We start from the raw sequence: 25,526 nt of genomic DNA on the forward strand, positions 1-25,526 counted from the left end.
GTCACTCGTCATTTGCCGCACAACGCTGAATCGGGGGACGACACATGGCGACCGGTATCGATCGAGGTACGACGGTCGATCGCGGCAATCGTTGGCGAACCATCGGGACGTTGCGAACCGGGCCCGGTTCTGCACTCCTTCCGTTCGGCTGGGGACCGGCGATCGTGTTGGTGCTCGTGGCCTTCGTGGACCGTATCGAATTCAGCCTCGTGGCCGCGGTTCTTCCTCAGCTGCAGGACGAATGGGGTTTCGGCGACGCGGTGGCGGGATCGCTGCCCAGTGCGTCCGCGATCGCCGCGGGTGTCCTCGCGATACCGGCTGCATACCTTGCCGACCGTCACGATCGCGGCAGGATCGTGACCTGGGTCGTCGTTCTGTGGTCTCTGGCAACTCTCGGTTCGGCACTGGCACCCACTTTCCTGATCTTCTACCTCGTGCGGGTCGGTCTTGCCGCCGCGGAGGCCGTGGACAACCCGGCGAGTGCGAGCCTTCTTGCCGACTTCTACCCGCCTGCAACACGATCCACCGCGTTCGGTTGGTGGCGAACCTCGGCGTACCTGGGCGGGGCGGGCATAGTCCTGGGTGGTGTGCTGGCGGACTGGCTGGGTTGGCGCGGGGCGTTCATGGTCATGACGATCCCGGGACTGCTTGTCGCAGTGCTCGTCTCACGTCTGAGAGAACCCGAACGCGGATACGCAGACCGGTTGGCGGCCCGCGCAGACCCGAGTGCGCAGATTCCTACGCCGTCCGGACCGCTTGCCACCCAGCTACGCCGACTGCTGCCCATCCGAACGCTGTGGTTCACCGGCGCGGCCCTGACGGTCATGAGTCTGTCGATCGGTGGTCTGACCTTCTGGCTGCCGAGCCTGCTGCAACGCCGGTACGGCCTGTCCGAATCGGCCGCCGCGACGGCAGGCGGAGGAATGACACTGCTGGGAATCGTGTTCGGCACGCTCGTCGCGGCGATGGCAACCCGTCGAGCCGTCGTCGGCACCAGCCTCGCGCAGTGGCGAGTACTGCTGGGCGGTAGCGGAATTCTGGTGGGAAGTGTGTTCATGTCGATCGCGCTCGGCATGAACTCCACGGTGATGTTCGTCGTTCTGCTCACCGTGTTCGCCTTTTTCTCGGCCTTCGCCCTTCCCACGCTCACCGCCTGTGTGGCCGACGTGGTTCCGGCACGCGATCGGGGTCTCGGATTCGGCATGCTGCAGATCGCCGCGACTGCGGGCGGTGCCGTCGGGCCACTCATGGTCGGTGTGGTGTCCGACGCGGCGGATTCACTCACCGTCGGCCTGATTCCGCTTCTTCCGCTGCTGGCGATCGGGGGAGTGTTCGCCCTCTTGGCCTACTGGTCCGTGGAACGCGACTCGACCCGCGTCCTGGCCGAGGCTGCGCGGGAAGAGTAATTCGTTGTCGTCGGTCACAATGTTCTTCATGACGAGTGAGCTATCGCGCGCCGAGGTCGGCCGGCGGCAGAGTCGATTCACTCCCGACGAGATCCCCCGCCTGCTGGCCATGGCCGGAGTCGTGGCCGCCCTGCACGTGATCGGGTGGGGGTTGTTCACCCATTACAACTCCATTCCGAGTATCCACAACCTCACCGGAGCGGACGGCACGCTGGTCTACGCCGGAGCCGGCGTGTTGGCGTACACCCTCGGGCTCAGGCACGCCTTCGACGCCGATCACATCGCCGCCATCGACGACACCACCCGCTTTCTGCTGCAGAAGGGCAAGCGGCCGTTGGCCGTCGGGCTCTTCTTCTCACTCGGTCATTCGACCGTCGTGTTCGTCTTCGTCGCCGCCATCGCGTTCGTCGCGTCGCGGGCGACGGCGTTCCAGGACGCGTTCGCCGGAGTCGGCGGCATCATCGGCACACTGGTCTCCGGAACGTTCCTCTATCTCATCGCGGCGTTGAACATCGCAGTGCTCGCGGGAATCGTCGGAGTCTGGCGACGCGCGAAACGAGGTGAGTTCACCGAAGCCGGACTCGACGAGTTGCTGGCCAAGCGTGGGCTGATGAATCGACTGTTCCGAGGTCGCTACGACAAGCTGATCGACCACTCGTGGCAGATGTACCCGCTGGGTCTGCTGTTCGGGCTCGGATTCGATACCGCCACCCAGGTCGGTCTGCTCGCGATCGCAGGCACGACGGCCATGGCAGGCGGACTTCCGCCGATGGCGATCATCGCCCTGCCGGTTCTGTTCGCCGCGGGCATGACCACCATGGACACCATCGACGGCATCTTCATGTCCAAGGCGTACGGCTGGGCGTTCGTGACGCCGGTGCGCAAGATCTACTACAACATGACGATGACGGGACTGTCCGTCTTCGTTGCTCTGGTGATCGGCACGGTGCAGCTCTTGACCCTGCTCGCCGAGCAGTACGGGCTGACCGGCGGACTGTGGGACGCGTTGTCCGTCATCGATCTCAATCTGGCCGGCCAACTCGTCGTCGGCACGTTCTTCGTCGTGTGGATCGGAGCGGTCGTGTATTACAAAGTGGCGCGCATCGACGAACGCGGTGGCTTCACACACTCGAACGAAATGGAGAACCAGTGAACTCTCGGCGTCGGATCGGTGTCCTCGCAGTTGCCGCGGCGCTCGCGTCGAGCATGGCGACGGCGCTGCTGGCCGTACCTGCTTCCGCTGCACCGTCTATCACTCAGAAGATCGGTGACGTCGTCTCGACTCGCGATCTGGACCGAAACCTCTGGATTCCCGGCGCGGCCTCGGCCGAGGTGCTCACTTACGTCACCACCGATACCTTCGGTGAGAAGGCTCTGAGCACCGGCACCGTCTTCCTACCGCCCGGAACTGCGCCGGAGGGTGGCTGGCCGGTGATCTCGTGGGCCCACGGCACTTCCGGGCTCGGCGACGCGTGTGCGCCGTCTCTGATCGGTCCGACCTACGCAGAGCGAGATCTGCCGTACCTGGCGAACTGGCTCGCGCAGGGCTACGCCATCGTCGCCAGTGACTATGCCGGCCTCGGAACACCAGGATTGCCAACGTATCTCGACGGTCGAACCACGGCTCACAACGTGGTCGACATGGTCAAGGCGGGCCGCAACTACAGCGAGGACCTCTCGCGATCCTGGGTGGCCGTCGGCCAATCGCAGGGCGGTGGCGCTGCGATCTACACCGCTCGGTACGCGACCGAGTTCGGCGGCCCCGATCTCGACTACCGCGGGGCCGTCGGAACCGGTACTCCCGCGTACATCGAGAAGTTGATCTCGATCGGTGGACCGGGCGTACCGCCGGTGGTACTACCGTCGGGCCTGACCGCCTACGTCGCGTACATCGGCGCGTCACTGCGCTACGCGCATCCCGAGCTCGGGCTGGACGACATCCTGACCCCGCTCGGGAAGAAGTATGCAGATCTGGCCGAGACGACGTGTGTGACGGACTTCGAGGCACAACTCGACGGTGTGACGATCGGTGACTTCTTCACGGCACCACTGACCGGTCTGCCGAACTTCACCGCCGTCCTCGACGACTACATGGCGATGCCCGAGACCGGTTTCGACAAGCCGTTCTTCATGGGAAACGGCCTGCAGGACATCGACGTTCCGTTCCCCACAACCGCCGCCTACGTCGCCCGTCTGACGGCCAACGGTCAGCCGGTGACGTTCCGGGCCTACAACACCGACCACAGTGGAGCCTTCGTGCAGTCGCAGGCCGATACGATTCCGTTCGTCGCGAACCTGTTTCGCTAGTTCACCGGCCGCTTGCTGGGCAGCCCGTAGGCGCGAGCGGTGAACAGTTCCAGCACCGTGCGCGGCAGCAATCGCTGGGCGAGGAACACCGCCGGAGCATTGCTGCCGACCGCGTAGATGGGCAGCGTCTTCTTGTCCTCGACGGCTTTGAGGACGGTGAGAGCGACGGTCTCTGCCGTGATCCCCTCGGCTTCTTTGGCGTCCAGCTGTGAGATCACCGTGGTGAAGTCACGGAGATACGGCGAATGCGGGCCGCAGTACTTGGTTCGACGGGCCGAGAGCCCGGTGGCGATGGCGCCGGGTTCGACTGTGGTGATGTCGATTCCGTAGGGCTTGAGCTCGTAGCGCGCGGCAGTGGCAAAACCCTTGATCGCAGCCTTGGTGGCGGCGTACGACGAGCGGTAGGCCAGCGGAAAGCTCGCGAGCATCGACCCGATGTTGACGATCTTTCCGCTGCCACGATCTCGCATGCCCGGCAGCACGGCCTGGGTCAACTCGATCGCGCCGAAGACGTTGAGCTGGAAGAGCCGGGTGATCGCCTCGATGGGCAGCTCTTCGATTGGGCCGCACTGGCTTTCGCCTGCGTTGTTGATCAGCACATCCACCGGGGTGTCGGCGATGCCGTCCACGAACCCGCGGAGCGATGCCGGGTTCGTCAGGTCCAGGTCGCGGTAGTCGACGCCGGGTATCGGGTTCGCCACCGAGGAGCTGTCGCGGCTCGTTCCGATGACGTGGTAACCGCGAGAGATCAGAACCTCGGCGACGGCCTCGCCGATTCCGGACGTCGCTCCGGTGACTATTGCAGTGTTCATCTACGCCTCTTGTTCACGGTGCGGGTAGGTGCCGGCTTCGTCGCGACAGGTGCCGGGCATTCTGTCCTGCGAAAAGCTGTGGTCGGCACTTTGGTGTGCAGGGACGGAACCGAGGTGCCCGACGCCATGACCGTGCGGTCCGGTCGCACGATGGCGGCGACAGCGTGGCCGCGGCGCAGCCAGACCCCCAGCTCCGACGACGCCGCAACCTCGACGACGACGGCTCCGCGGCGTTCGATCTCTCGACGGTGCCCGACGGCCAGGGGTGTCGACGAGACGAACAGGAACCGGCCCGGTGCGAGGTCGTCCAGACGAGCTCCGCCGTCCAACGGGCTGTTGGGGCAGAGCTTTCCGGCCAGTGTGCGAACCGGAACGGGTGAACGCAGCACGTACGGCGATCGAGCGAGTGGCGGGGTGGTGCTGGCGGTGACCTTCTCGCCGATGAACGGCAGATAGCCGAGGGCGGGTGCGATGTTCGCGCGCATGATGCCGGTGAGCCGGCTGCCGCCGGTCATGGCCCATCCGATCGCGACTGCCAACTCGATCATCTGCTTGGCGTGCGTCTTTCGTTCTGTCTCGTAGCTGTCGAGCGAGGTCTCCTTCAGATGCCCGTCGAGCACGCCGACGAGCTTCCAGACCAGATTGCGCGCATCTCGGAGTCCTGCGCCCATCCCCTGCCCGATGAAGGGCGGCGTCAGATGCGCGCTGTCGCCGAGCAGGAACACCCGGCGATCACGCCATCGGTCGACCACCTGTGCACGGAAGGTGTACTCCGCGCTGCGAATCAGCTTCATGTCCGGGATCTCGCCGGAAACGAACCACGGTGCGATGAAAGGGTGGATGGCCGAGAGATCGGTGAACTCGTCGAGGGTCTCGCCGTCGAGCATCCGGAACTCCCAGCGGTAGCGGGTGGGGCCGATGCGCATGTACGTCGCCGATCGCTCGGAATCGCACACCTGGTGCACGCCATCCCACTGTTCGAGATCGACATCGGTCTCGATGTCCACGACCAACCATCGCTGCTCGAAACCGAGATCCTCCATTTTCGAGCCGATGGACCTGCGCACCACACTGTTGGCACCGTCGCAGCCGAGGACGTAGTCGGCGGTCACCCAATGTGGCGTCCCGTCCTCGGTCGAGTCGTACCGGACCCGAACCGAATCCTTCAGGTTCTGCACATCGGTGATCTCGCATCCGCCACGCATCTGCACGGAGTCGTAACGCGTGATGTGGGAACGCATCAGACGCTCGAGTTCGGGTTGATCGAACATGTTGGCCTGCGGGTAGCCGTGCGGTCGATCGTCGGGATCCCGCTCGAACTCGGCCAGCGTGTGAATCCGCTTGTCGCACAACCTCAGTCCGCGACCGGGACGCGAGATGGCCGCGAAGTCCTCGGCCAGGCCCAGATCGCCGAGGATGCGGTACACCTCGTCGTCGAGATGGACTGCCCGCGGCTGAGGGTAGACGTCCTCCCACCGGTCCAGCACGAGGCAGGGCACGCCGTACCGGCCCAACAGCAACGCCGCGGTCATGCCCGTCGGACCGGCACCGACGATCACCACGGGAAAGTGTCTGCCGTCGGACTCGGTACCGGTCATCGGTAGGAGACCCGGGTGCGCTGGACTCCCAGATCGAGGGCTCCGTCGGGAGTCGAGCAGGTCAGTTCGAGGACGTCGCCGTCTTTCAGGAACGCGGGATTCTTGGCCTGCTTCTTGAAGAAGACCTTCCACTTGACCGACGGAGGAACCAACGATCCGATCATCTCGATCGGCTTGGCGGGGGCCTTCAGTGCGGTTCCACCGGGAGTGCCGGTGAGCAGCAGGTCGCCCGGGTCTATCCGCTGGAACTTGCTCAGCGCCTTCAGCGACTCGACCGGGCGGTAGATCATGTCGGCGACCGTACTGTCCTGTCGCACGGAGCCGTTGACCCGCAGGGTCAGTGCGAGTTCGCCGAACCGATCGAACTCGCCGGCCTCCAGCAGAACCAGGCGCGGCCCGACCGGAGTGAAGGTGGGATACGACTTGCCCTCGTAGAACTGAGTTTTCGGCAGCTGGACGTCGCGGGCAGAGACGTCGTTGGTGAGCACGAGCCCGGCGATGTACTCGGCCACGTTGGAGGCGTCGACCTTGGTTCCGACGGTGAGCGTCTTGCCGAACACCAGTCCGATCTCGATTTCGTAGTCGAGCAGCTTCACGTGCGACGGCTTGATCACGTCGTCGGTGGGTCCGCTGATGGAACCGGAGGTCTTGCGAAAGAACGTCAGCGGAACGGTGTCGGGGTTCATCCCCGAGTCCTTGACGTGGGAGACGTAGTTGGTCATGTTCGCCATGACGCGGCAGGGTGCCGTCACCGGCGAGATCAACGACAGTGTTTCCACGGCAACGACATCGGTCGAACTGCGCGCGGATTCGATAGCAGGCCGATCGGCGAGGAGCTCGGCGGTGCTGACCGCGGAGGTGTCGATGCGTGACGCGCCTGCGGGGGTTTCGACCCACCACGCGTCGGCGGTGCGGAGTACAGCGATGCTCATGAGGATGCCACTTTCATCAGGCCGCGAAGGCGATCGGTGTCGAACTCGTTGTCGTTGCGCAGTGAGGAAAAAATCGATTTCAGTTCGTGCAATGACGCTCTGCTGGGAGCGATTCCGAGGAAGTCCTTCGACGCAGGCGGCCCCCACTGGGCGAGCCCGGACGCCGTCATCGGGGCCCAACCGGGTTCGAGGGAGTTGTCGAACATGTCGCCGTCGCTGAAATGTTCCACCAGGAAACCGTCGGGATCACGCCAGTAGTCGAAGATCTGGCTGCCCTGGATGTGTCTGCCGATGCCCCACGAATGTCGGTACCCGCGTTGGGTCAGGTACTCGCCGCCCGCGGCGATGGCATCGAGATCGGACACCTGGTAGGCGGAGTGCACGTACCGGTTGGACGGTCCGAGAGTCATTGCGAGAGTGTGATGATCGGACGGAGTGTTGCCACGATCGCAGCGGATGAAACTCATCACCGGACCGCGATCGCGCTGACCGTCGTAGTAGAGGAAGTCGCTGACGATCAGGCCGAGGTGATGCAGATACCAGTCCAGATTCTGGAGGTAGCCGGTGCGCTGGAGCACCACGTGTCCCAGGCGCTGGACCCGGGCGGGCTGACGCGGTGGCCGCTGCGTCGCGTTGAGTCGAAAGCGCGGGTCACCGAAGTTGTAGGTGTGCGCTTCCTGACCGGGAAGTTCGGGATGCTCGGTGTATCCGGACACCACCTGGACGGGCTGCCCGCCCGGATCGGTGAGCGTGACCGCGACACCGCCGAGCGTCTCGGGGAGCCGTTGGACCCGCTGCCCGGTGGCCTCGGCCAATCTCATGAGGTCGCCGTCGTCGGCGGCGGCGAAGGCTGCGCCCACGAAGCGTGTTCGCTTGCCGCGGCGGATGATCACACACGGTGCGCCGACCTGCGTGCCGCGCAGATGGATCTCCTCCGGAGTGCGAAGCGAGACGGTGAAACCGAAGGCGACAGCGAACGCCTCGGCCTTGGTCAGATCCGGCTTGCGAAACTCCAGCCAGGCGATGTCTCGAACCTTGATGATCGGATCTTTCGCGCGACCAGGGTGCTCGCCGGGGAGTGCGCCCTGGTCCACGTGCATGTCCTTGTGGCCGTCGACGTCGTGTCCCATGAAGCCCTCCCTCGTTGGTGACAATATCGTCACCTATGACAGCACTGTCAGTCAAGATTATTGACAAATTCGTCAGCGGTGAGGAAGAGTCAGGGCGTCGACCAGCGGCAGACAGAAGTAGGGAACATGACAGAGACCCCGAATCGGCTCGAGCGGCGCAAAGCGCGTACGCGCGGCGCGCTGATCGCAGCGGCACAAGGATTCATCGCCCGCGGCGAACTGAACGCTCCGATCGCGGAGATCACCCAGGCCGCCGACGTCGGGATGGGGTCCTTCTACAACCACTTCGTCAGCCGCGAGCAACTGTTCCAGGCCGCGGTCGACGGTGCCCTGGAACTGCTGGGAAACTATCTCGATTCGCTGACCGACAGCTCGGCCGATCCGGCGGAAGCCTTCACCCGATCCTTCCGAATCGCAGGGCGCCTGTTTCGGCTGCAGCCGGAGCTGAGCCGCGTACTCATCCATTCCGGCCCCGACTTGATCACCTCGCAACACGGTCTCGGTCCACGCGCGGCCAGAGACATCCAGGCCGGCGTCGCCGCCGGCTACTTTCGGGTACCGGACCTCCAGCTGTCTCTGGCGTTGGTGGCGGGCGCGCTGATCGGCCTCGGCCAGTTGTTGCTCGAGCAGCCCGATCGAGACGACATCGAGTCCGTCGACAAGATGGCCTACGGTGTTCTGCTCGCCCTCGGAGTACCCGACACCGACGCCAGGGACCTGTGCGCGCGATCGCTACCGCCCATGAGTGACGTACCGAGCGTGGACGGGGACAGCGACTAGCACCAACGCGTGCCGGCGAGACTCAGTGGGCATGCGCATTCTCCAGGTCCCGGATGATCTCGGCTATCGCGCGGTCCTTCGCAAGTCTGCGTTCCAGAATCGGGTTGAGAACCCCGCGGAGCCAGAAGTACGGTGTCCAGGTGGCCGGCGCGATGATGCGGGCCCGACGCGTGCGGACCGAATGCACGAGCAACTCTGCGGCGTGTTGCGAGGGCAGTCGCCGATTCAGTGGCCACGGCAGAAATTCGCCGATCCGTCGGCCCATCGGATCGCTGTCCAGGGTGTTGCGGGCCAGATCGGTATCCACCACACCGAAGTACGCCAGACCCGCTGTTGCGCCCACGGCCGCCAGTTCGATTCGCAGCGCGCGGCCGAGCTGTTCGACCGCCGCTTTGCTCACCATGTAAGCAGACCCGCCCATGCCGGGAGTGAAAGCGGCACAGGATGATACGAGCAGAATGTGGCCACCGCTCGCGACGATCTCGTCGGACGCAGCGCGCACGATGTTGAGCACACCACCGAAGTTCACGGCCATCACCGCATCGAACACTGCGCGGTCGACGGTCCTGATGGTGGCGGGCGGGGGCGTGATGCCGGCGTTGGCGATCACGATGTCGAGAACACCGAATTCGCTCACCGTCGCGGCCACGCAGTCCGCCATCGCATCGGGATTTGTGACGTCGCCGGTGAGCAGCAGGATCCGCTCGGAACGCGCAGCGTCCGGTGGAAAGTCTCGATCGACCACAGCCACGGCGGCTCCCGCGGATACCAATTCCGCGACCGTCGCGGCTCCGATTCCACGCGCTCCACCGGTCACCAACGCCACCTTCCCGGGCAGGTCGATTCGGTTCTTCATGCGAGGTCCTTCGTCGTCACGAGCTCGGTATCGGCCGGGGAATCCACACTGCGCCAGTGGTAGTGGCCGAGATCGATCGTGGACATACGCCGGGTGAAGTTGCGTACCGAACCGGGCCAGTACGTCACGTTTCGGCCCGACGGGCTCAGGTAGTAGCTGCTGCACCCGCCGGAGTTCCACACCGATCCCGCGAGCGTGCGGTCGGTGTGTTCGGCGAACGTCGACTGCGCGCGCATGCTCACTTCGAGCGCCGTGATCGCGTTGGAGTCCATGGCGCGCAACGCCGCGAGGATGTAGTTCACCTGAGCCTCGATGGTGACCACCTGCGAGGTGTAGACCACCGAGTTGGGGCCGAGCAGCATGAAGAAGTTCGGGAACCCGTGCACCGTGGTACCCCGGTACGAAAATATCTCGCCGTTGGGCCATTTGTCCGCCAACGACTGTCCGTCGCGGCCGACGATGCGCCGAAAGCCGGTGTGGCCGGACACGGTGAATCCCGTCCCGAGAACGATCGCATCCACCTCGTGCACGGTTCCGTCGGTGGCGACGATGCCCTCGGGCACGATCCGAGCGATGCCGGTGGTCTCGACCGTGACGTTCTCTCGGCACAGTGCGGGATAGAACTTGTTCGAGAAGGTGGGTCGCTTGCAGCCGAATTCGTAATTGGGCGTGAGCTTCTCGCGAAGAACAGGATCCTTGACCTGCCGGCGCAGGTGGGCACGCCCCATGGCCGTGAGCGGTGCCAGCAACGAGCGATGGCCGATGAGTCCGGGGACCAACGCTTCCTGGAACAGATCGAACACGCGGCGCATGGCCCGCTGGGCCAGGGGGTACTTCCTGAGCACGGATCTGCCGGATTCGGAGATCGGCCGGTCGGGGTGCGGAAGAATCCATGTCGGTGTCCGCTGGAACAGTGTCAGGTGTGCGGCCTCGGGGGCCAGACGCGGAACGAACTGCACCGCAGATGCTCCGGTGCCGATGACGGCGATGCGTCGCCCCTCGGCGGAGTGCTCGTGGTTCCACTTCGCCGAGTGGAACACACTGCCCGAGAACGATTCCAGGCCGTCGATCTCGGGCGTGGCCGGCTCACTGAACGGACCGAGGGCTCCGATGAGGATGCGCGCCGACCACGTTCCTGCACTCGTCCGCACCACCCATCGGGCCTGCTCGTCGTTCCAGGTTGCGTCCAGTACCTCGTGACCGAAGCGGATACGATCCCGGATTCCGAACTTGTCGGTGCAGTCGTTGAGGTACGCCTCGATCTCGGGCTGCAGCGGGTACAACCGCGTCCAGTCCGGGTTGGGTGCGAACGAGAACGAGTACAGCGCGGACGGGATGTCGCACTGCGCACCGGGATAGGTGTTCACGTGCCACGTTCCACCGACGGCGGTGTCGCGCTCGAAGATCAGAAAGTCGCCGCGTCCTTCCTGCTCGAGTCGGATTGCGGCACCGAGACCGCCGAAACCCGCGCCGATGATAGCGACGTCGATCTGCGGGATTGCCGTGCCGGATTGTGTTGCGGTCATGAGAGTTCGAGCTCCTTCTACAGATCGAGGACGAGAACTTCGCCGTCGACGGCACCGCGCGAGACGCACAGGGTGAGCGACTTCTCGCGTTCGGAGGCATCGAGAACGCGGTCGCGGTGATCGACGCGTCCGCCGACGAGACCGACCACGCACGCTCCGCAGAAGCCCTGGCGGCAGGAATAGGGCTGGTCCGGCCTCGACCGACGGAGGGCGTCGAGAGCGGTCTCCTGGGCACCGACCTCGACGGTCTCGCCGGAACGGTCGAGCCGCAACACGAACGGCGTGCCGTCGACCACCGGTGCGGGCGCGAACAATTCGGCGTGGAACTCACGAACGGCGGTACTCGAGAGGGCCTCGGCGCGAAGCCTGCTCGACAGTGCCGCGGGCCCACAGACGTACATCGCGGAGTTGCCCATCCCGAGATCGACGATGTCCGCCGGAATCTGAAATCCGTCGACATCGTCGGTCTTGACGATCACCTGGCCACGCGAGGTCAGTGCCAACTGCTGCAGCACGGCGACGAACGGCAGACTTGCCCGAGACCGACCGTGGTAGTACAGCGTCCACCGCGCCCCGTCCTGAACGGCGCGTTCGATCATCGCCCGGATGGGTGTGATGCCGATTCCGGCTGCCACGAAGAGGTAGTGCTCGGCCTCGGCCATCGGAAAGGCGTTGCGGGGTCCGCGAACTCGTAGTACATCGCCGCGGGTGAGGGTGTGAATCTCGGTGGACGCCGTGCCGCCGGGGATCTTGCGGACGCTGATGCGGTAGCGATCACCTGCGCCGGGGCGACCGGCGAGCGAGTACTGCCGCACCGAGCCGGACGGGGTGGTGACGTCGATGTGCGCTCCGGGCAGCCACGTCGGAAGCGGTGCACCGTCACTGCGAGACAACAACAGTGAGAGAACGTCCTCGGCCTCGTCGATCGTCTCGTCGACGACGGTCTCGAATTCGTATCCGACGCTTCGGCGGGGCCGCGCGGGGGACAGGGCCGTCACGATCGACGAATCGGTGACGAGTTTGGCGTAGATGCGGGACGCGGCACCGACGGCCCGCAGTCCGAGTCCGGGCGCGGTCACGGCGACCTCGCCCAGATGGCGGTGTACCGGAGGCGCTGTGGTCGTCACTGCTGGGCCGCCAGCGCCGCCGGGGAGATTGCCAGATACTGCACGGCCTTGTCGATGTCGCCCATGTTCGAGGGATGGAAGCCCGGGCGGATGTAGAGGGCGAGTTGTACGAACAGGAACGACAGACCCGGTATCAAGTGCTTGCGTGACGCGCGTGCGAAGGCGATCGGCCAGGGAGCCCGGATTCGGCGTCTTCCGGTACGCGGCGTGGCAACGGAGTTCTTGTACAGGTACGCGGCGGTGCTGAACCACAGCACGGCCAATCCGGCACTGGCGACGACTGCCGTTCGGGCACGGCGGAATCCGCCACCGTCGACGTATTGGAACGCGTCGAATGCCACGTTGCGGTGCTCGAGCTCTTCCGCGCCGTGCCAGCGCAGCAGATCCAGCATCGTGGGGTCGACGCCGATGCGGTCGAATTCCGTGTTGTCGAGCAGCCACTCGCCTACCACGGCGGTGAAATGCTCTGCTGCAGCATAAATTCCGAGGCGTTCGTTCAGCCAGGCTTTGCCGGCGCGGCCGGTGAGGCCGTGGTCGCCGAAGACCACACCCACGGCGAAGCGAATGCGTTGCAGGATCGGTTCGATGTCCACTCCGTGTGCGACGAGGTAGTTGCGGAAGCTCTCGTGGGAGGACGCGTGCGTTGCTTCCTGGCCCACGAATCCCACGACCTCCTCGTGCAGTCGACGGTCGTCGATGAACGGCAGCGCCTGGGCGAACACGTCCGCCATCGCTCGTTCTCCCTCGGGCAGGACCAGGTGCATCACGTTCCAGAAGTGGGTGGCGTACCACTCGTGGGGGATGTACTGGAGTGGAACGCCGGACCAGTCGAATGTCACTGCGCGCGCGACGATCGCATAGGACTCGTCCGTGTACTGCTCGTTCGCGTCGACCGCCTTGTTCCGAGACATTCCGAACTCCGTTTCTGCAGGATGGTCCTGTGATGCTACATAGCAACACATTGTGTTGCAACGTTGCATTCGTCGAGTGTTGGACGGCCGATAGGATCGAACGATGCAGCCAGATGGTGACGACGGGCCGATCCTCGATGCCGCCCTGGAACTGTTCGGTGAGGTGGGAATTCCTCGGACCACCATCGGCGACGTCGCCAAGCGCGCCAGGATCAACCGGGTTACCGTCTATCGCCGGATCGGGTCCAAGGACGACCTGGTGCGAGCCGTCATGGCGCGGGAGTCGTCGCGATTGTTCGTAGCGGTGGCGGCAGCGGCTGCGGAACAGACGTCACGCGCGGATCGGGCCGCCCACGGGTTCGCGACCACGATCGACTCGGTGCGCACCAATCCGGTGTTGATCAAGATGTTCGATTCCGAAAGTTCGTTGGTGCTCGAGCAATTGACCACGAACGCATCGGCATTGCTCGTGTCCGCGATCAACGCCGCCGCGCACATTGCCAGGGGTGAACTGGAATCCGACACCTTTGCCGTGCCCGATGCTCCGGAAATCGTTGTGCGCGTCGTGCATTCGATCTTGCTGACCCCGTCGGCCGCTGCCCCGCTCGATACCTACGACGATCTATTGGCGTTCGCGCACCGCAGCATCGTGCCGCTTCTCGTCGGAACCACCTGACGCGTTCCTCCTCGAATTCAGGCCCGCGGCACGTACGAGTCGAGTACGCGGAGCAGAGCGTCCTTCAGCTCGGCCCGATTGCCACCCGGTGTCGGCCTGGCGATCTCGTGCAGGGTGTAGCCGTCGATCAGGGCCAGGAAGTGCCGAGCCGGTAGATGCGGTTCCTCGATGCCGAATGCTCCCAGCGCGGCCTCGGCCGCCTCCTCGATCATCCGCATGATTCGGTGCACCGAATCCGCCAGCTCGGGTCGTCTACGCACGGCGAGGTATGCCTCGAACTGGACGAGGGAGTCGTCGTCCTCGGGGGAGGACAGCAGCGAGACGAGGTCCATGATCGCGTCGGCGAGATCGTCGCGAGTGAGTCCACCGGATTGCGCGACGTCGAGTAGAGCGTTGACCTTGGCCGTCACGTTCTCGGCGATTCGAGTGATCGCGGCATCGATGAGTTCGCCGACCGAGCCGAAGAAATAGCTGGTCGTCGACGGCGGGAAGCCGGCCGCGTCGGCGACGGACCGAAACGAGACGCGTTCGAGTCCGCGTGTTCCGATCACACCGATGGCGGCGTCGACCAGTGCGTCGCGGCGCTCCTGGCCACGCGCGTATCGAGTCTTCCGGCGCTCTTCGGTCATGGCTACAACGTAGCCGGGGTGTTGTTGCTGAGCTCCATCGCAGTGCTCTCCAGCAGGCACTTTCCCTCAATCCTGGCCTAGTGGCCAATATTGAGTTACTGTCGCCGCTACATCGAACAGCCCGGAAAGGAGCACCGATGAACGAGATCTCGGAAGCCTCGCGTGTGGACGTGGTGGTCGTCGGCGCAGGACTCGCGGGTCTGACTGCCGCCAGGGAACTGACGGCCGCAGGGTTGACCGTCCAGGTTCTCGAGGCCAGAGACCGGGTGGGCGGACGGACGGTCAACCACGCACTCGGGGAGAACGCGGTGGTGGAGACCGGCGGACAGTTCGTCGGTCCGACGCAGGACCACATTCTCCGCCTGGCCGCGTCCGTGGGCGTCGGGACGTTCCCCGCGTACGACATCGGATCGAGCGTCTACGTCAAGAACGGACGCGCCCGACGCTTCGACGGCGGAGTGCCGCCGGATCTGGCGGCGCTACCCGACGTCGGGATGCTGGTGGCGCGAATCGATCGGGCTGCCGGGCAGATCCCCGTGGGTAGACCGTGGTCGGCACCGCGTGCCTCCGAGTGGGACACGCAAACTCTCGCCACCTGGGCCCGAAAACACTCGGCCACCGACGGCGGTGTGGAACTGCTCGACATCCTGCTCGGTTCGGTGTTCGGCGGCACATCCGCCGATGTGTCGGCGCTCTTCGGCCTGGCGTACGTGGCCGGGGCAGGCAACGAGTACACCCCCGGCACCGTCGACCGCTTGATGAGTGTCGCCGGTGGAGCGCAGCAGTGGCGATTTCTCGGTGGCTCACAAGCGATCTGCATCGAAATGGCGTCGCGACTCGGTGATTCGGTCCGCCTCGATACTCCCGTGCGCCGCGTGGAGCAGCATCCGGATCGCGTGGTGGTGCACGGCGATACCGAGTCGTGGGTGGCCCGATCGGTCGTCGTCGCGATTCCGCCTGTTCTGGCCACCCGAATCGACTGGAGCCCTTCGCTTCCCGCGGCGCAGGAAGCACTGTTCCAGCGGATGAACTTCGGCGGACTGGCCAAGTGCGAGGCCGTGTATCCCGAACCGTTCTGGCGCACGAGCGGGCTGTCCGGCCAGGCACTCTTTCGCGACAGCGACGTACCGGTGTCCTCGATGTTCGACAACTCGCCTCCCGACGGAAGCCACGGAGTGCTGATGGGATTCGTCGGCACCTGGGGCGCGCGCCATCGAGGCGGCCGAAACTGGTCCGAGGGCAACGAATCCGAGCGCCGCGGTGAGGTGCTGCGTGCTTTTGCCTCGGTGGTGGGTCCGCGCGCACTCGAACCGACGGAGTGGATCGAACTGGACTGGACCGAAGAACAGTGGACGCGCGGTGGGCCGACCGCGGTGTTGACCCCCGGAGTGTTGACCGGGCTCGGACGGTGGCGCGATGTTCCGTTCGGCCGAGTGCGATGGGCCGGTGCCGAGCACTCCGACTATTGGAACGGATACATGGACGGTGCCGTGCGATCGGGTGAAAAGGTCGCAGCAGAAATACTTTCGACCGAAGGAGAACTCTCGTGGAACAACGCTTCGTAGTCTCGGCTCATCGCACACTCTCGGTGAGCCCCGAGGAGGTCTGGGCACTGACCGGTGACACCAGCCGCTATGCGGAATGGGTGTCCGACGTCCGTGCCGTCACCGCTCATCACGGCACCGCACGCACAGGTGGCGTCTACACCGAGAAAGTGGCGGCACTCGGCCGCTTCACCACCAACGCCACGTGGACCGTCCGGCATCTGGAACCGAACCGACTGCGAGTCGACTCGGGTCAGGGATTCGCGCCGCTCACCAACGTGGCCAACGTCTTTCGCTTCGCACCGCTCAGCGGCGGAACCTCGACCGCGATGACCTTCGAGTTCTGGTTCGACGTCTCCCCGCGCTGGCTGGGACGGATTGTGCGACCCATCGCCACCGCCGGGATGTCCGCACGATTCGACATCTCGATGTGCAACCTCGAGGCGCTGATCCTCTCCGAGCGAACCGCGACGATCCGATGAGGGAACCCGCGGAAGTCCTCACCCTCGGGGTGCACATACTCGACACCCTGGTGCGGCCGGTGACCGAGATTCCGCACGGTCAGACGGCGGTTTTGGCGGAGCAGATCGCGATGTCCGCCGCGGGCACAGCCGCGGGAACGGCACTGGTGCTGTCCCGGCTGGGTGCCGCGGTGCACACCGCGGGAGTCGTCGGCGCTGATTCGGCAGGTACGTTTCTACTGCAGCTCTTCGCCGACGAGGGTATCGACGTCTCGCTCGTCCATCGGATGGAGGGAGTGCAGACCTCGGCGTCGGTGTTGCCGATCAGGCCGGACGGATCGCGGCCGGCTCTGCACGTCATCGGAGCCAACGGCTATCTTGCCCAGCATGTTCCGTGGAACCTGTTCCACAACGTCGACTTCCTGCATCTGGGCGGACCCGAGTTCTTCGGACCGGACACCGCCCGCGACATCGCGCGCCGCGCCCACGAGGACGGCGTCGTCGTCACCGTCGACAGCCTGGCACCGTCCGTTCCGGAAGGACTCGGCGCGTTCGCCGCCGCGCTGCCCCACGTCGACTACCTGCTGCCCAACGACGAGCAGGTCCTCGGCTGGACCGGCTGCGCCACCGTCGAAGACGGGTGTCGTCGACTGCTCGAGCTCGGAGCGTCCTGCGTGGTGGCCACCGCGGGGGCCTCGCCAACTCTCGTCGTCACGAACGACTCGGCCGTCGAGGTCCCCGCGTATGCCGTGGACGTGGTGGACACCAGCGGATGCGGAGATGCGTTCTCGGCCGGGTTCGTTCGGGGCCTGTCCCTGAGCATGAACGCCGTCGAGGCTGCCGAACTGGGCAATGCGACCGCCGCGCAGGTGGCACAGGGCCTCGGAACCGACTTCGGCACCTACGACCTCGAATTCGTTCGCAAGTTCGCGCGCACCTGCAGGACCATCTGATGCCGGCCGACGTCGACGAGCTACGGCAGTCCGTCGCAACGACCGCCCGGCACCTGGGCCGACGGGGCCTGGTGCTCGGCACCGCAGGCAATGTCAGTGCACGCGCGGGTGATGTGGTGGCGGTGACGGCGACCGGGCTGGTGTTGGCGGACGCGACGATCGAGGACATCACGGTTGTCGGTATGGACGCCGTCGTGCGCGCCGGTGCATGCGAACCGACCTCGGAACTGGGCTTGCACCTGGGCATCTACGCGTCGTCCGAGGTTCGGGCTGTGGTGCATGCGCACTCTTCTGCGGCCGTTGCTCTTTCGCTCGTCGCGAACGAACTGCAGCCCGTGCACTACGCGCAACTCGCCCTGGGTGGGACCGTCCCGGTGGTGCCGTTCGCGCCGTTCGGTACGGCCGAGCTCGCCGACGCGGTGGTGGCGGCGATGCGTTCGAGGTCGGCGGTGATCATGGCCCATCACGGATCGGTGGCCACCGGTCACGATCTCGGGGCGGCGCTGTCGAACATCGAGCTGCTCGAATGGCTCTGCGGGGTCTATCTTTCCGCTGCGTCGGTGGCGACCCCACGCACCCTCGACGACGCGCAGCTGGCGGCGACCCTCGACGAGGTGGTGCGCCGTGCATACGGGACAGCAGCACCCGTGCGAAGAGACTGACCGATGACCACCCGGGTGCGCCCGCTCTGGATTGTCGTGTTCTCCGTGGCGTGGCTGGGCTATTGGATGGCCAATCTGGTTCCACTGCAGCTGCTTCTACCCGAGCGATTGCAGGAGATCGATCCGCAGTCGAAGGTGTTCGACTTCGCCGTGATCAACGCGGTCTCCGCCGTGGTGCTCCTGATCGGTCTGCCTGTGTGCGGATCGCTGTGCGATCGTACGCGCAGCAGGTTGGGGCGGCGGCGCGTGTGGTTCGGCGGCGGTGTCCTGTTCTTCGCCGGTGCGTTGGTGGTCACGGGTATGCAAAGTACCGTCCTCGGAATCGGGACGGCATGGTCGGTGGCGATGCTCGGATTGAGTGCTGCCACAGCAGGGTTGACGGCCGTGGTGGCCGACCGCGTGCCGGACGAGCAGCGCGGAACGGTGTCGAGCGCGATCTATGCGCCGCAGGCACTGGGCGTGGTGGCGGGCCTGGCGCTGGTGTCCACGCTTGCTCTGTCGGTGTTGGGCGGGTACCTCGCCGTGGCGCTCGCCCTGGTGATCTGCTCGGTGCCGTTTCTGCTGACGTATCGCGAAACCGGTGCACCGACAGCGCTGTTGAGTCTGCGCAGCATCGTTGCCTCACTTCTCGATTCGTTGCGTCACCGCGACTTCGCGTGGGCCTTCGGGGGTCGAATCCTGGTCAACGTGGCCAACTCGCTCGGCACCTGCTATCTGCTGTTCTTCCTGACCGACGGTCTTCGAGTCGCCGATCCGACGGGATCGCTGCTCGAGGTGACCGTCGTCTACCTGATCGCCTGTGTGGTGTGTACGTTCACCTTCGGGCCGTTGTCGGACCGGATGCGTCGCCGAAAGATCTTCGTGGCGGTTGCGGCATCGATGCAGGCCGTCGCAGGCTTCGTCCTGGCGATACATCCCACGATGGATGCGACGTTCGTCTCGGCGGCGTTGCTGGGCGGCGGATTTGGCGCGTACATGGCCGTCGATCAGGCGCTGGTGACCGGGGTCCTTCCGTCCGCCGACAGTCGGGCGACCGATCTCGGCGTGATGAACATCGGGGCGATCGTTCCACCTGCCCTGGCTCCGCTGCTCGCGAGTGTGTTCCTCTCCACCGTCGGTGGATACCCGGCACTGTTCGCGGCGGTGGGGATACTGGCCGCACTCGGGGCAGCGGTGACCTGGCAGGTGAAATCGGTGCGCTGATCTCTCAGCGGCGGTGACGCAGGCCCAGCACACGGTCGATCAGCGGCATGACCCACCGTCGGCGTCGCAGGGTCACCAACTCGAATCCGGGGATATCGAACAGCTTCGTGACACGGCTGTGCGTGCGGCAGAACTCGGCGAACCCTTCGTCGCCGTGTACCCGGCCGAAGCCGCTGGCACCGACGCCGCCCATCGGAACCGATCCCATTCCGGCGAACGCGATCACCGAGTTGACGGTGACCTGACCGCACACCAGCTGCTCCGCAATCTCTTTGCCGTGCGAGCGGGAGAACACCGATGCGCCGAGGGCGTACCGATGATCGTTGCTCAGCTCGATCGCCTCCTCGATGCTGTCGACCGCACGGACGGTGACCGTGGGGCCGAACGTTTCCTCGCGAACGGCCGAGCAGCTCTCGGGCGTGTCCACCAACACGGTGGGTCCGACGAATCGGTCGCCGATCGACGACAGTCCGCCGATCAGTGCTCGTCCACCGGCCGCCTCGGCGTCGGCGAGGTGGCGTCGGACGATGTCGATCTGGCTGGGCATCGTCATCGGTCCGTAGGTGGCCGACGCATTGCCACCGGGCGCGATGGCACGGGCGTGCTGCACGAGGGCCCCGGTGAATTGGGCTGCGACACTGCGCTCGACGTAGACCCGCTCGACTCCGACGCACGTCTGGCCGCCGTTGGTGAATGCACCCCACGCCACCGCCTCGGCAGCCGCTGCGATATCGGCGTCGGCCGCAACGATCACCGGATCCTTACCGCCGCATTCGAGAACCACCGGGGTGAGCGTCTCGGCGCAGGTGGCCATGATCTTCGATCCGGTTCTCGTCGAGCCCGTGAACGCGATCTTGTCCACACCCGAGCGGCATAGTGCGGCACCGGTGTCGCCGTATCCGGTCACCAGAGACAGAATGCCCAGTGGCAGAGCCGGATTGGCCTCGTGGAAGGCGCGGACGTAGCGAGCCGCCACCGCGGGGGTGTACTCGCTGGGCTTGAACACCACGCAATTGCCTGCCGCCAGAGCCGAACCGATCGCACTGTTGGGTGCATAGAGCGGGTAGTTCCACGGGCCGATGACGCCCACGACGCCGAGAGCGACCTTGTCCACGTGTGCGGAGTAGTTCGCGAGCAGCACGCCGGGGTTCACCCTGCGTGATCGCATGAGCCGCGGTGCCTGCTTCTCCGCCCACGCGATGTGTTCGAGGGTCAGGACGATCTCCAGTAGCGCATCGTCGGCCGGTTTGCCGTTCTCGCGGTGGATCAGATCGATGAATTCGGCGCGGTGACTCCAAATTTCGTGTCGCCAGGCCCGCAGGTGCCGGGCGCGAGTGCGCGGCGGTAGTGCCGCCCAGGTGCGCTGCGCCCTCCGCGCGAGGCCGACCGTTCGCGCGACGGACTCCGCCGAATCGACGGTGAACGAGGCGATCGGACCGTCGTCGATGGACGAGATCGAATCGAAGGTGGCTCGCGTACGGACCTGGCTGGTCACAGGGAAGCTCCGAGTGCATCCCTCGCCACGTGGGCGTCCCGCAGTTCGCGCTTGAGGATCTTGCCCGCACCGCTCATGGGCAGTGCGGTGACGAACTCGATCGTGCGTGGGGTCTTGTATCCGGCAACGTAGCTGCGGGTGTGATCGCGAAGCTCTTCCACACTCGATGCGGCGCCCTCGGCCAGCACGACACAGGCGTGGACGCGCTCGCCCCATTCGCCGTCGGGAACACCGATCACGGCGCACGCCAGCACCGAGGGGTGCAGGCTCAATGCGCTCTCGACCTCGGCGCTGTAGACGTTCTCGCCGCCGGTGATGATCATGTCCTTGAGTCGATCGACGACGAACAGGAATCCGTCGGCGTCGAGGTAGCCGACATCACCGGTGTGCATCCAACCGTCGCGAACGGCCGCGGCGGTCTCGTCCGGCTTGTTCCAGTAGCCCAGCATCACGTGTCCACCGCGAACGCAGATCTCGCCGACGGATCCGGTGGCCAACTGCTCGTCGTTCGGGCCGAGAATCTGGATCTCCGAGTGCGGGGCCGCGCGACCGGCCGAGCCGATGCGTTCTCCCACATGGTGTTCCGGCCAGAGCAGCGAGGCGACCGGTGCGAGCTCGGTCATGCCGTAGGCCTGAGTGAGGCGGGCCTGCGGGAGCCGGGCGAGGGTCCGCTCGAGGACGCCCGCGGAGATCGGGGATCCTCCGTACAACACGCGGCTTAGGGAGGAGGTATCGAATTCGCTCAGCGTGGGGTGGTCGACGAGAAGCTGAATCATGGTGGGCACCAGCAGCACATCGGTGACCGAATGCGTCGCGATGGCACCGAGCACGGCAGTCGGCTCGAAGAACGGAACCATGACGTGGGTGCCACCGAGCATGACCTGACCCACCCATGCGGCCAGATCGGCGAGGTGGAACATCGGCGCGGCATGGAGCAGGATCGACGCGTCGTCGAGCAGCTGTCCGGTCGCCACCGTTCCCAGGCCCGAGGTGACGAGGTTCGCGTGCGAGAGCATGACACCCTTGGGGAAGCCGGTGGTGCCACCGGTGTAGAACAGGCCGGCGAGGGCGTCGCCGCTGCGGCGCGCGTCGGGAACGGGATCGTGGGAAGAGATGAGGTCCTCGTACGAGACCATGCCCTCGGGGGTGGCCCCGTCCCCGCAGTAGACGATGGTCTGCAGGCCGGCGCATGCGGGGCGCAGTGCCGGGACGATGGCACCGAAGGTGTCGTCGACCAGCAGGACCTTGGTGTCGGAATCGTTCAGTGCGTACGCGACCTCCACGGGCGACCACCGAATGTTCACGGGGTTGAGCACGGCGTCGGCCCACGGCACCGCGAGCAGGTACTCCGAGTACCGGTCGCTGTTGAACGCCAGCATCGCAACTCGATCGCCGGGCTCGACGCCGATGGAGTGCAGGCCCGCAGCCAGTCTTGCCACTCTGTCGAGCTGCTCGGCGAAGGTACGAACGCGATCGCCGAACACCGTCGCTGCCCGGTTCGGTGTGCTCGACGCGGAGCGGTGAAGGCCTTGAGTGAGATACATGGCGAGTCCCTTGTGCGAGTGGGGGCGAGGGTGCCCGAGGTGAGTACCGCCACAGTTCCACCTTGTTGGCGCAGTGTCAATAGTGGATACAGGCGGTTACCGCTCGCAAGGACCGCCGAAATGGATTGTCCGGCTAACGGTCTCGGGCGTCGTCCAGGGAGCGCGCCGTGCCGAGGACGGTGACGAGCACGTCGGTCAACAGAATCTCGACTTGCTCGCGCGTCAGTGTGCCGCGCACCAACCATTCGCGGCCCGCGGCCTTGACCATGCCGCCGAACGCGCGCACGGCCGAGGTAGCGATTCGACGGTCACCGCCCCTGCCCTCGAATGCTGTTGCGTCCAAGACGCGTTCGGCGGCCAGGTCATCGGCCTCGTCCAGAATCTGAGCAACCTGCTCGTCGACACCCGAGCCGCTCGCCACCGACACCCAGGCCGTACCGTGCGTCTCGATGACGCCGACCAGCCAGTGGACGCTGCCCCGGGCCCGGTCCTCGAGCGAGCCCGTCGGCAGGTGCACGTCCTCGATCGGCGGCACGGTGACCAGGAAGCGAACACACTCCAGGTACAGGTCGCGTTTGCTTCCGATGTAGTGGTGGATGAGCCCGCGTGCGACGCCGGCCGAGGCAGCGACGTCCGACATCGAGACCTCGGCATAAGGCTTGTCGCCGAACAGTCGAACGGCGGCGGCCAGAATCTGCGTCCGTCGCTCGTCCGGTTCCAGTCGATTCCACTTGGGTGTACTTGCAGCCGGCATGGTTGTCATGATTGCACCGAACCGACGTCGTGAGGCGTCAGAGGTACCGCTCGGTGCGTGAGCGCAGTGATGTCGGCACGACGAACCGATCGCCGTACCGTGCCCGCAGGTGGTCGGCCCGCTCGACGAATCCCGGAAGGCCGCCGTCGAACTGATTGACGAACTGCAGCACGCCACCGGTCCACGCGGGGTAGCCGATGCCGAGGATGGAGCCGATGTTCGCATCCGCAACGGTCCGCAGAACACCCTCGTCCAGGCATGCGATCGAGTCGAGCGACTGCGCGACCAGCATGCGATCCATCATGTCCTCGAACGGAATTCCGTGATCGGGACGGTGACAGTGCTCCACCAGGCCCGGCCACAATCGGGCCTTGGTGCCGTCCTCGGTGTACTCGTAGAAGCCACGTCCGGCCTTGCGCCCGGGGCGATCGAATTCGTCGATCAGTCGATCGACCAGTGCGTAGGACTTCGAGACGATCCACGGTCGACCGTCGGCGCGGGCGGCCTGCGCCATACCCTCGCGGATGTGCCGAGACAGGGTCAACGAAATTTCGTCCATCAGAGCCAGCGCTCCGGACGGGTAGCCGGCCTGGAGGGCGGCCTGCTCGACGGTGGCCGGGTGCACGCCCTCGGCGACCAACGAGATCGCCTCGTCCACGAACCGGCCGATGACGCGGGTGGTGAAGAAGCCGTGACTGTCTCCGACGACGATCGGAGTCTTACCGATCAGCCGAACGAAGTCGAACGCGCGGGCGAGCGCGGAGTCGCTGGTGTGATCTCCCACAACGATTTCCACCAACGGCATCTTGTCCACCGGGGAGAAGAAGTGCGTGCCGATGAAGTCCGCGGTGCGCGAGACTCCCGTCGACAGCTCGGTGATGGGCAGCGTCGAGGTGTTCGAGCACAGCAGTGCGTCGGCGGTCAGGTACTTGTCGACAGCCTCGAAAGCACCCTGCTTGACGGCGGGATCCTCGAACACGGCCTCGACGACCAGATCGCACCCCTCGGCATCGGCCGCGTCGGAACTGGGCGTGATGAGCGCGAGCACCGCATCGGCGTCGGCCTGGGTCTTGCGTCCCTTCGCGACGGCCTTGCCGAGAATCGAACGCGCGTAATCCTTACCGCGTTCGGCGGACTCCATCGAGACATCGCGCAGCACAACGGGAACCCCGGCCGAGGCGACGACGTAGGCGATGGCTGCACCCATCATTCCCGCACCGATCACCAGCACCTTCTCGGGTACCCGGTGCGGTTCGGCGCTCGGACGAGAGCCACCCTTGTTGATCGATCCGAGATCGAAGAACATCGATTGGATCAGATTGCCCGAGACCGCTCCGCAGGCGAGCGAGGTGCAATGCCGGGTTTCCACCAGCGAGGCCGACTCGAAGTCGAATACCGACCCTTCCACGGCCGCAGCAAGCACCGCGATCGGAGCGGGCATCGGGGCACCCTTGACCTGCTTGCGCACCGTCGCCGCGAAAGCAGGCAGCTGCGCAGCCAGTGCGGGTGAGGCTGCGGTGCCGCCGGGAATCGTGAATCCTTTCCTGTCCCAGGGCTGTGACGCGTCGGGATTGGCGAGAATCCAGGCACGTGCGTTCGCCATCATCTGCTCGTGGGTGTCGACGACCTCGTCGATCAGTCCGAGCTCGAGGGCCTGCGCCGGCCGGTACCGCTGGCCCTGGCCCACCACCTGTGTCAGAGCCTTGACGATGCCGAACATCCGAACCGTTCGGGTGACGCCGCCGGCCCCGGGGAGGAGCCCGAGAGTGACCTCGGGAAGTCCGAAGCGAGCTCTGCTGTTGTTCAGCGCAATTCGATGATGGCACGCCAGCGCGATCTCGAAACCGCCGCCGAGTGCGGTGCCGCCGAGCGCAGCCACGACCGGTTTGCCCAGCTTTTCGAGGCGACGAAATTTGTCCTTGGTGAAATCGAGGGCGTCGGCGATCGCCGCGTGGTCCGACGGACCGGCGTCGCGCAGCAATTCCAGATCGCCACCGGAGAAGAACGAATCCTTGCCCGAGGTGACGATGATCCCGTCGAATGCGTCGACGTTGGTCTCGAGCCAGTCGACCGTCTGCTCGAGCGATTCTCCGAACGCGGCGTTCATCGTGTTGGTGGACTGCGTAGGGTCGTCCATCGTCAGCACGAGTACGCGGTCGGTGCCGATCTCGCCGGTGATCGTGGGGGTCCGCAGAGTTGCTGTGGTCATCGAGGTCCTCG

The 25,526-nt window shown here is 65.5% G+C and carries 23 protein-coding genes; 10 read left to right on the top strand and 13 right to left on the bottom strand.

Translation table 11 applies throughout. From position 1 onward, the window contains the following. Positions 1 to 44 precede the first annotated feature (44 nt). From CH291_RS11380 to CH291_RS11390, 3 genes are read left to right on the top strand one after another with little or no spacing between them, the layout of a single operon-like run. A complete protein-coding gene (locus CH291_RS11380) occupies positions 45 to 1,406 on the top strand; it encodes an MFS transporter (protein WP_094687515.1) in 1,362 nt (453 codons plus the stop codon). A gap of 28 nt (positions 1,407 to 1,434) precedes the next feature. Next, positions 1,435 to 2,559, top strand: a complete 1,125-nt coding sequence (locus CH291_RS11385) for a HoxN/HupN/NixA family nickel/cobalt transporter (protein ID WP_094638977.1) — start codon at positions 1,435 to 1,437, stop codon at positions 2,557 to 2,559. A 53-nt stretch (positions 2,560 to 2,612) separates the two neighbouring features. Further along, positions 2,613 to 3,713, top strand: a complete 1,101-nt coding sequence (locus CH291_RS11390) for a lipase family protein (protein WP_255183216.1) — start codon at positions 2,613 to 2,615, stop codon at positions 3,711 to 3,713. On the opposite strand, the gene CH291_RS11395 is transcribed toward CH291_RS11390, so the two are convergent. Genes CH291_RS11395 through CH291_RS11410 form a run of 4 tightly spaced genes read right to left on the bottom strand, consistent with a single transcriptional unit; the run spans position 3,710 to position 8,185 of the window. After that, positions 3,710 to 4,525: an SDR family oxidoreductase gene (locus CH291_RS11395; RefSeq protein WP_094687516.1), complete on the bottom strand. Its 816-nt coding sequence runs from the start codon at positions 4,523 to 4,525 to the stop codon at positions 3,710 to 3,712. The two genes, CH291_RS11390 and CH291_RS11395, sit on opposite strands and share 4 nt — an antisense overlap. After that, positions 4,522 to 6,123 carry a bifunctional 3-(3-hydroxy-phenyl)propionate/3-hydroxycinnamic acid hydroxylase MhpA gene (mhpA, locus tag CH291_RS11400; RefSeq protein WP_094638880.1) on the bottom strand — a complete coding sequence of 534 codons (1,602 nt, stop codon included), beginning with the start codon at positions 6,121 to 6,123 and terminating at the stop codon, positions 4,522 to 4,524. Before mhpA ends, CH291_RS11395 begins: the two co-directional genes overlap by 4 nt. Further along, complete coding sequence (locus tag CH291_RS11405) at positions 6,120 to 7,055, bottom strand: fumarylacetoacetate hydrolase family protein (RefSeq protein WP_094638879.1); 936 nt, start codon at positions 7,053 to 7,055, stop codon at positions 6,120 to 6,122. Before CH291_RS11405 ends, mhpA begins: the two co-directional genes overlap by 4 nt. Continuing rightward, positions 7,052 to 8,185: a VOC family protein gene (locus tag CH291_RS11410; RefSeq protein ID WP_094638878.1), complete on the bottom strand. Its 1,134-nt coding sequence runs from the start codon at positions 8,183 to 8,185 to the stop codon at positions 7,052 to 7,054. The genes CH291_RS11405 and CH291_RS11410 overlap by 4 nt, the downstream gene beginning before the upstream one ends. Before the next feature lie 126 nt (positions 8,186 to 8,311). Here CH291_RS11410 and CH291_RS11415 point away from each other — a divergent pair, with 126 nt between their 5' ends. Then, on the top strand, positions 8,312 to 8,965 hold the full coding sequence (locus CH291_RS11415; protein ID WP_094638877.1) for a TetR/AcrR family transcriptional regulator: 654 nt from the start codon (positions 8,312 to 8,314) through the stop codon (positions 8,963 to 8,965). A 22-nt stretch (positions 8,966 to 8,987) separates the two neighbouring features. Here the strand turns inward: CH291_RS11415 and CH291_RS11420 are convergent, their stop codons facing one another. From CH291_RS11420 to CH291_RS11435, 4 genes are read right to left on the bottom strand one after another with little or no spacing between them, the layout of a single operon-like run. Next, the gene (locus CH291_RS11420) at positions 8,988 to 9,821 is read right to left on the bottom strand and encodes an SDR family NAD(P)-dependent oxidoreductase (protein ID WP_094687517.1); all 834 of its coding nucleotides are present in this window, start codon (positions 9,819 to 9,821) and stop codon (positions 8,988 to 8,990) included. Beyond that, positions 9,818 to 11,347 (bottom strand): flavin-containing monooxygenase, encoded by a 1,530-nt coding sequence (locus tag CH291_RS11425; protein WP_094687518.1) that lies wholly within the window; start codon positions 11,345 to 11,347, stop codon positions 9,818 to 9,820. The genes CH291_RS11420 and CH291_RS11425 overlap by 4 nt, the downstream gene beginning before the upstream one ends. A gap of 17 nt (positions 11,348 to 11,364) precedes the next feature. Continuing rightward, a complete protein-coding gene (locus CH291_RS11430; RefSeq protein WP_256980815.1) occupies positions 11,365 to 12,474 on the bottom strand; it encodes a PDR/VanB family oxidoreductase in 1,110 nt (369 codons plus the stop codon). After that, positions 12,471 to 13,385, bottom strand: a complete 915-nt coding sequence (locus CH291_RS11435; protein ID WP_094687519.1) for a metal-dependent hydrolase — start codon at positions 13,383 to 13,385, stop codon at positions 12,471 to 12,473. Before CH291_RS11435 ends, CH291_RS11430 begins: the two co-directional genes overlap by 4 nt. 103 nt (positions 13,386 to 13,488) lie before the next feature. Between CH291_RS11435 and CH291_RS11440 the strand changes: the two genes are divergently transcribed. Further along, on the top strand, positions 13,489 to 14,061 hold the full coding sequence (locus tag CH291_RS11440) for a TetR/AcrR family transcriptional regulator (protein WP_094687520.1): 573 nt from the start codon (positions 13,489 to 13,491) through the stop codon (positions 14,059 to 14,061). Positions 14,062 to 14,078: 17 nt separating this feature from the next. Here the strand turns inward: CH291_RS11440 and CH291_RS11445 are convergent, their stop codons facing one another. Next, a complete protein-coding gene (locus CH291_RS11445; RefSeq protein ID WP_094687521.1) occupies positions 14,079 to 14,690 on the bottom strand; it encodes a TetR/AcrR family transcriptional regulator in 612 nt (203 codons plus the stop codon). Between the two features lie 137 nt (positions 14,691 to 14,827). On the opposite strand from CH291_RS11445, the gene CH291_RS11450 reads away from it, so the two are divergent. The 5 genes from CH291_RS11450 to CH291_RS11470 are packed head-to-tail and all read left to right on the top strand — an operon-like array spanning position 14,828 to position 19,513. After that, complete coding sequence (locus tag CH291_RS11450) at positions 14,828 to 16,255, top strand: flavin monoamine oxidase family protein (RefSeq protein WP_094687522.1); 1,428 nt, start codon at positions 14,828 to 14,830, stop codon at positions 16,253 to 16,255. Further along, on the top strand, positions 16,237 to 16,716 hold the full coding sequence (locus CH291_RS11455; RefSeq protein WP_094687523.1) for an SRPBCC family protein: 480 nt from the start codon (positions 16,237 to 16,239) through the stop codon (positions 16,714 to 16,716). The genes CH291_RS11450 and CH291_RS11455 overlap by 19 nt, the downstream gene beginning before the upstream one ends. After that, complete coding sequence (locus tag CH291_RS11460) at positions 16,713 to 17,648, top strand: carbohydrate kinase family protein (protein ID WP_094687524.1); 936 nt, start codon at positions 16,713 to 16,715, stop codon at positions 17,646 to 17,648. Before CH291_RS11455 ends, CH291_RS11460 begins: the two co-directional genes overlap by 4 nt. Further along, positions 17,648 to 18,310 carry a class II aldolase/adducin family protein gene (locus CH291_RS11465; protein ID WP_094669678.1) on the top strand — a complete coding sequence of 221 codons (663 nt, stop codon included), beginning with the start codon at positions 17,648 to 17,650 and terminating at the stop codon, positions 18,308 to 18,310. The genes CH291_RS11460 and CH291_RS11465 overlap by 1 nt, the downstream gene beginning before the upstream one ends. Before the next feature lie 3 nt (positions 18,311 to 18,313). Next, positions 18,314 to 19,513 (top strand): MFS transporter, encoded by a 1,200-nt coding sequence (locus CH291_RS11470; protein ID WP_094687525.1) that lies wholly within the window; start codon positions 18,314 to 18,316, stop codon positions 19,511 to 19,513. Positions 19,514 to 19,517: 4 nt separating this feature from the next. On the opposite strand, the gene CH291_RS11475 is transcribed toward CH291_RS11470, so the two are convergent. From CH291_RS11475 to CH291_RS11490, 4 genes are all read right to left on the bottom strand, one after another. Further along, positions 19,518 to 21,008, bottom strand: coding sequence for an aldehyde dehydrogenase family protein (locus CH291_RS11475; protein ID WP_094687526.1), 1,491 nt, complete (start codon positions 21,006 to 21,008; stop codon positions 19,518 to 19,520). Then, on the bottom strand, positions 21,005 to 22,552 hold the full coding sequence (locus CH291_RS11480; protein ID WP_094687527.1) for a long-chain-fatty-acid--CoA ligase: 1,548 nt from the start codon (positions 22,550 to 22,552) through the stop codon (positions 21,005 to 21,007). Before CH291_RS11480 ends, CH291_RS11475 begins: the two co-directional genes overlap by 4 nt. Before the next feature lie 133 nt (positions 22,553 to 22,685). After that, entirely contained in the window at positions 22,686 to 23,315 is a 630-nt protein-coding gene (locus tag CH291_RS11485) for a TetR/AcrR family transcriptional regulator (RefSeq protein WP_306437437.1), read from the bottom strand. 28 nt (positions 23,316 to 23,343) lie between these two features. Next, positions 23,344 to 25,515 (bottom strand): 3-hydroxyacyl-CoA dehydrogenase NAD-binding domain-containing protein, encoded by a 2,172-nt coding sequence (locus CH291_RS11490; RefSeq protein WP_094687720.1) that lies wholly within the window; start codon positions 25,513 to 25,515, stop codon positions 23,344 to 23,346. Positions 25,516 to 25,526: the final 11 nt, after the last annotated feature.

Source organism: Rhodococcus sp. 14-1411-2a, from assembly GCF_002259485.1.
GTDB lineage: Bacteria > Actinomycetota > Actinomycetes > Mycobacteriales > Mycobacteriaceae > Rhodococcoides.

Bases quoted from the DNA above. Each gene is read 5' to 3' on its own strand.
- CH291_RS11380 (WP_094687515.1), top strand. From the start codon at position 45: ATGGCGACCGGTATCGATCGAGGTACGACGGTCGATCGCGGCAATCGT.
- CH291_RS11385 (WP_094638977.1), top strand. From the start codon at position 1,435: ATGACGAGTGAGCTATCGCGCGCCGAGGTCGGCCGGCGGCAGAGTCGA.
- CH291_RS11390 (WP_255183216.1), top strand. From the start codon at position 2,613: ATGGCGACGGCGCTGCTGGCCGTACCTGCTTCCGCTGCACCGTCTATC.
- CH291_RS11395 (WP_094687516.1), bottom strand. From the start codon at position 4,525: ATGAACACTGCAATAGTCACCGGAGCGACGTCCGGAATCGGCGAGGCC.
- mhpA (WP_094638880.1), bottom strand. From the start codon at position 6,123: ATGACCGGTACCGAGTCCGACGGCAGACACTTTCCCGTGGTGATCGTC.
- CH291_RS11405 (WP_094638879.1), bottom strand. From the start codon at position 7,055: ATGAGCATCGCTGTACTCCGCACCGCCGACGCGTGGTGGGTCGAAACC.
- CH291_RS11410 (WP_094638878.1), bottom strand. From the start codon at position 8,185: ATGGGACACGACGTCGACGGCCACAAGGACATGCACGTGGACCAGGGC.
- CH291_RS11415 (WP_094638877.1), top strand. From the start codon at position 8,312: ATGACAGAGACCCCGAATCGGCTCGAGCGGCGCAAAGCGCGTACGCGC.
- CH291_RS11420 (WP_094687517.1), bottom strand. From the start codon at position 9,821: ATGAAGAACCGAATCGACCTGCCCGGGAAGGTGGCGTTGGTGACCGGT.
- CH291_RS11425 (WP_094687518.1), bottom strand. From the start codon at position 11,347: ATGACCGCAACACAATCCGGCACGGCAATCCCGCAGATCGACGTCGCT.
- CH291_RS11435 (WP_094687519.1), bottom strand. From the start codon at position 13,385: ATGTCTCGGAACAAGGCGGTCGACGCGAACGAGCAGTACACGGACGAG.
- CH291_RS11440 (WP_094687520.1), top strand. From the start codon at position 13,489: ATGCAGCCAGATGGTGACGACGGGCCGATCCTCGATGCCGCCCTGGAA.
- CH291_RS11445 (WP_094687521.1), bottom strand. From the start codon at position 14,690: ATGACCGAAGAGCGCCGGAAGACTCGATACGCGCGTGGCCAGGAGCGC.
- CH291_RS11450 (WP_094687522.1), top strand. From the start codon at position 14,828: ATGAACGAGATCTCGGAAGCCTCGCGTGTGGACGTGGTGGTCGTCGGC.
- CH291_RS11460 (WP_094687524.1), top strand. From the start codon at position 16,713: ATGAGGGAACCCGCGGAAGTCCTCACCCTCGGGGTGCACATACTCGAC.
- CH291_RS11465 (WP_094669678.1), top strand. From the start codon at position 17,648: ATGCCGGCCGACGTCGACGAGCTACGGCAGTCCGTCGCAACGACCGCC.
- CH291_RS11470 (WP_094687525.1), top strand. From the start codon at position 18,314: ATGACCACCCGGGTGCGCCCGCTCTGGATTGTCGTGTTCTCCGTGGCG.
- CH291_RS11480 (WP_094687527.1), bottom strand. From the start codon at position 22,552: ATGTATCTCACTCAAGGCCTTCACCGCTCCGCGTCGAGCACACCGAAC.
- CH291_RS11485 (WP_306437437.1), bottom strand. From the start codon at position 23,315: ATGACAACCATGCCGGCTGCAAGTACACCCAAGTGGAATCGACTGGAA.
- CH291_RS11490 (WP_094687720.1), bottom strand. From the start codon at position 25,515: ATGACCACAGCAACTCTGCGGACCCCCACGATCACCGGCGAGATCGGC.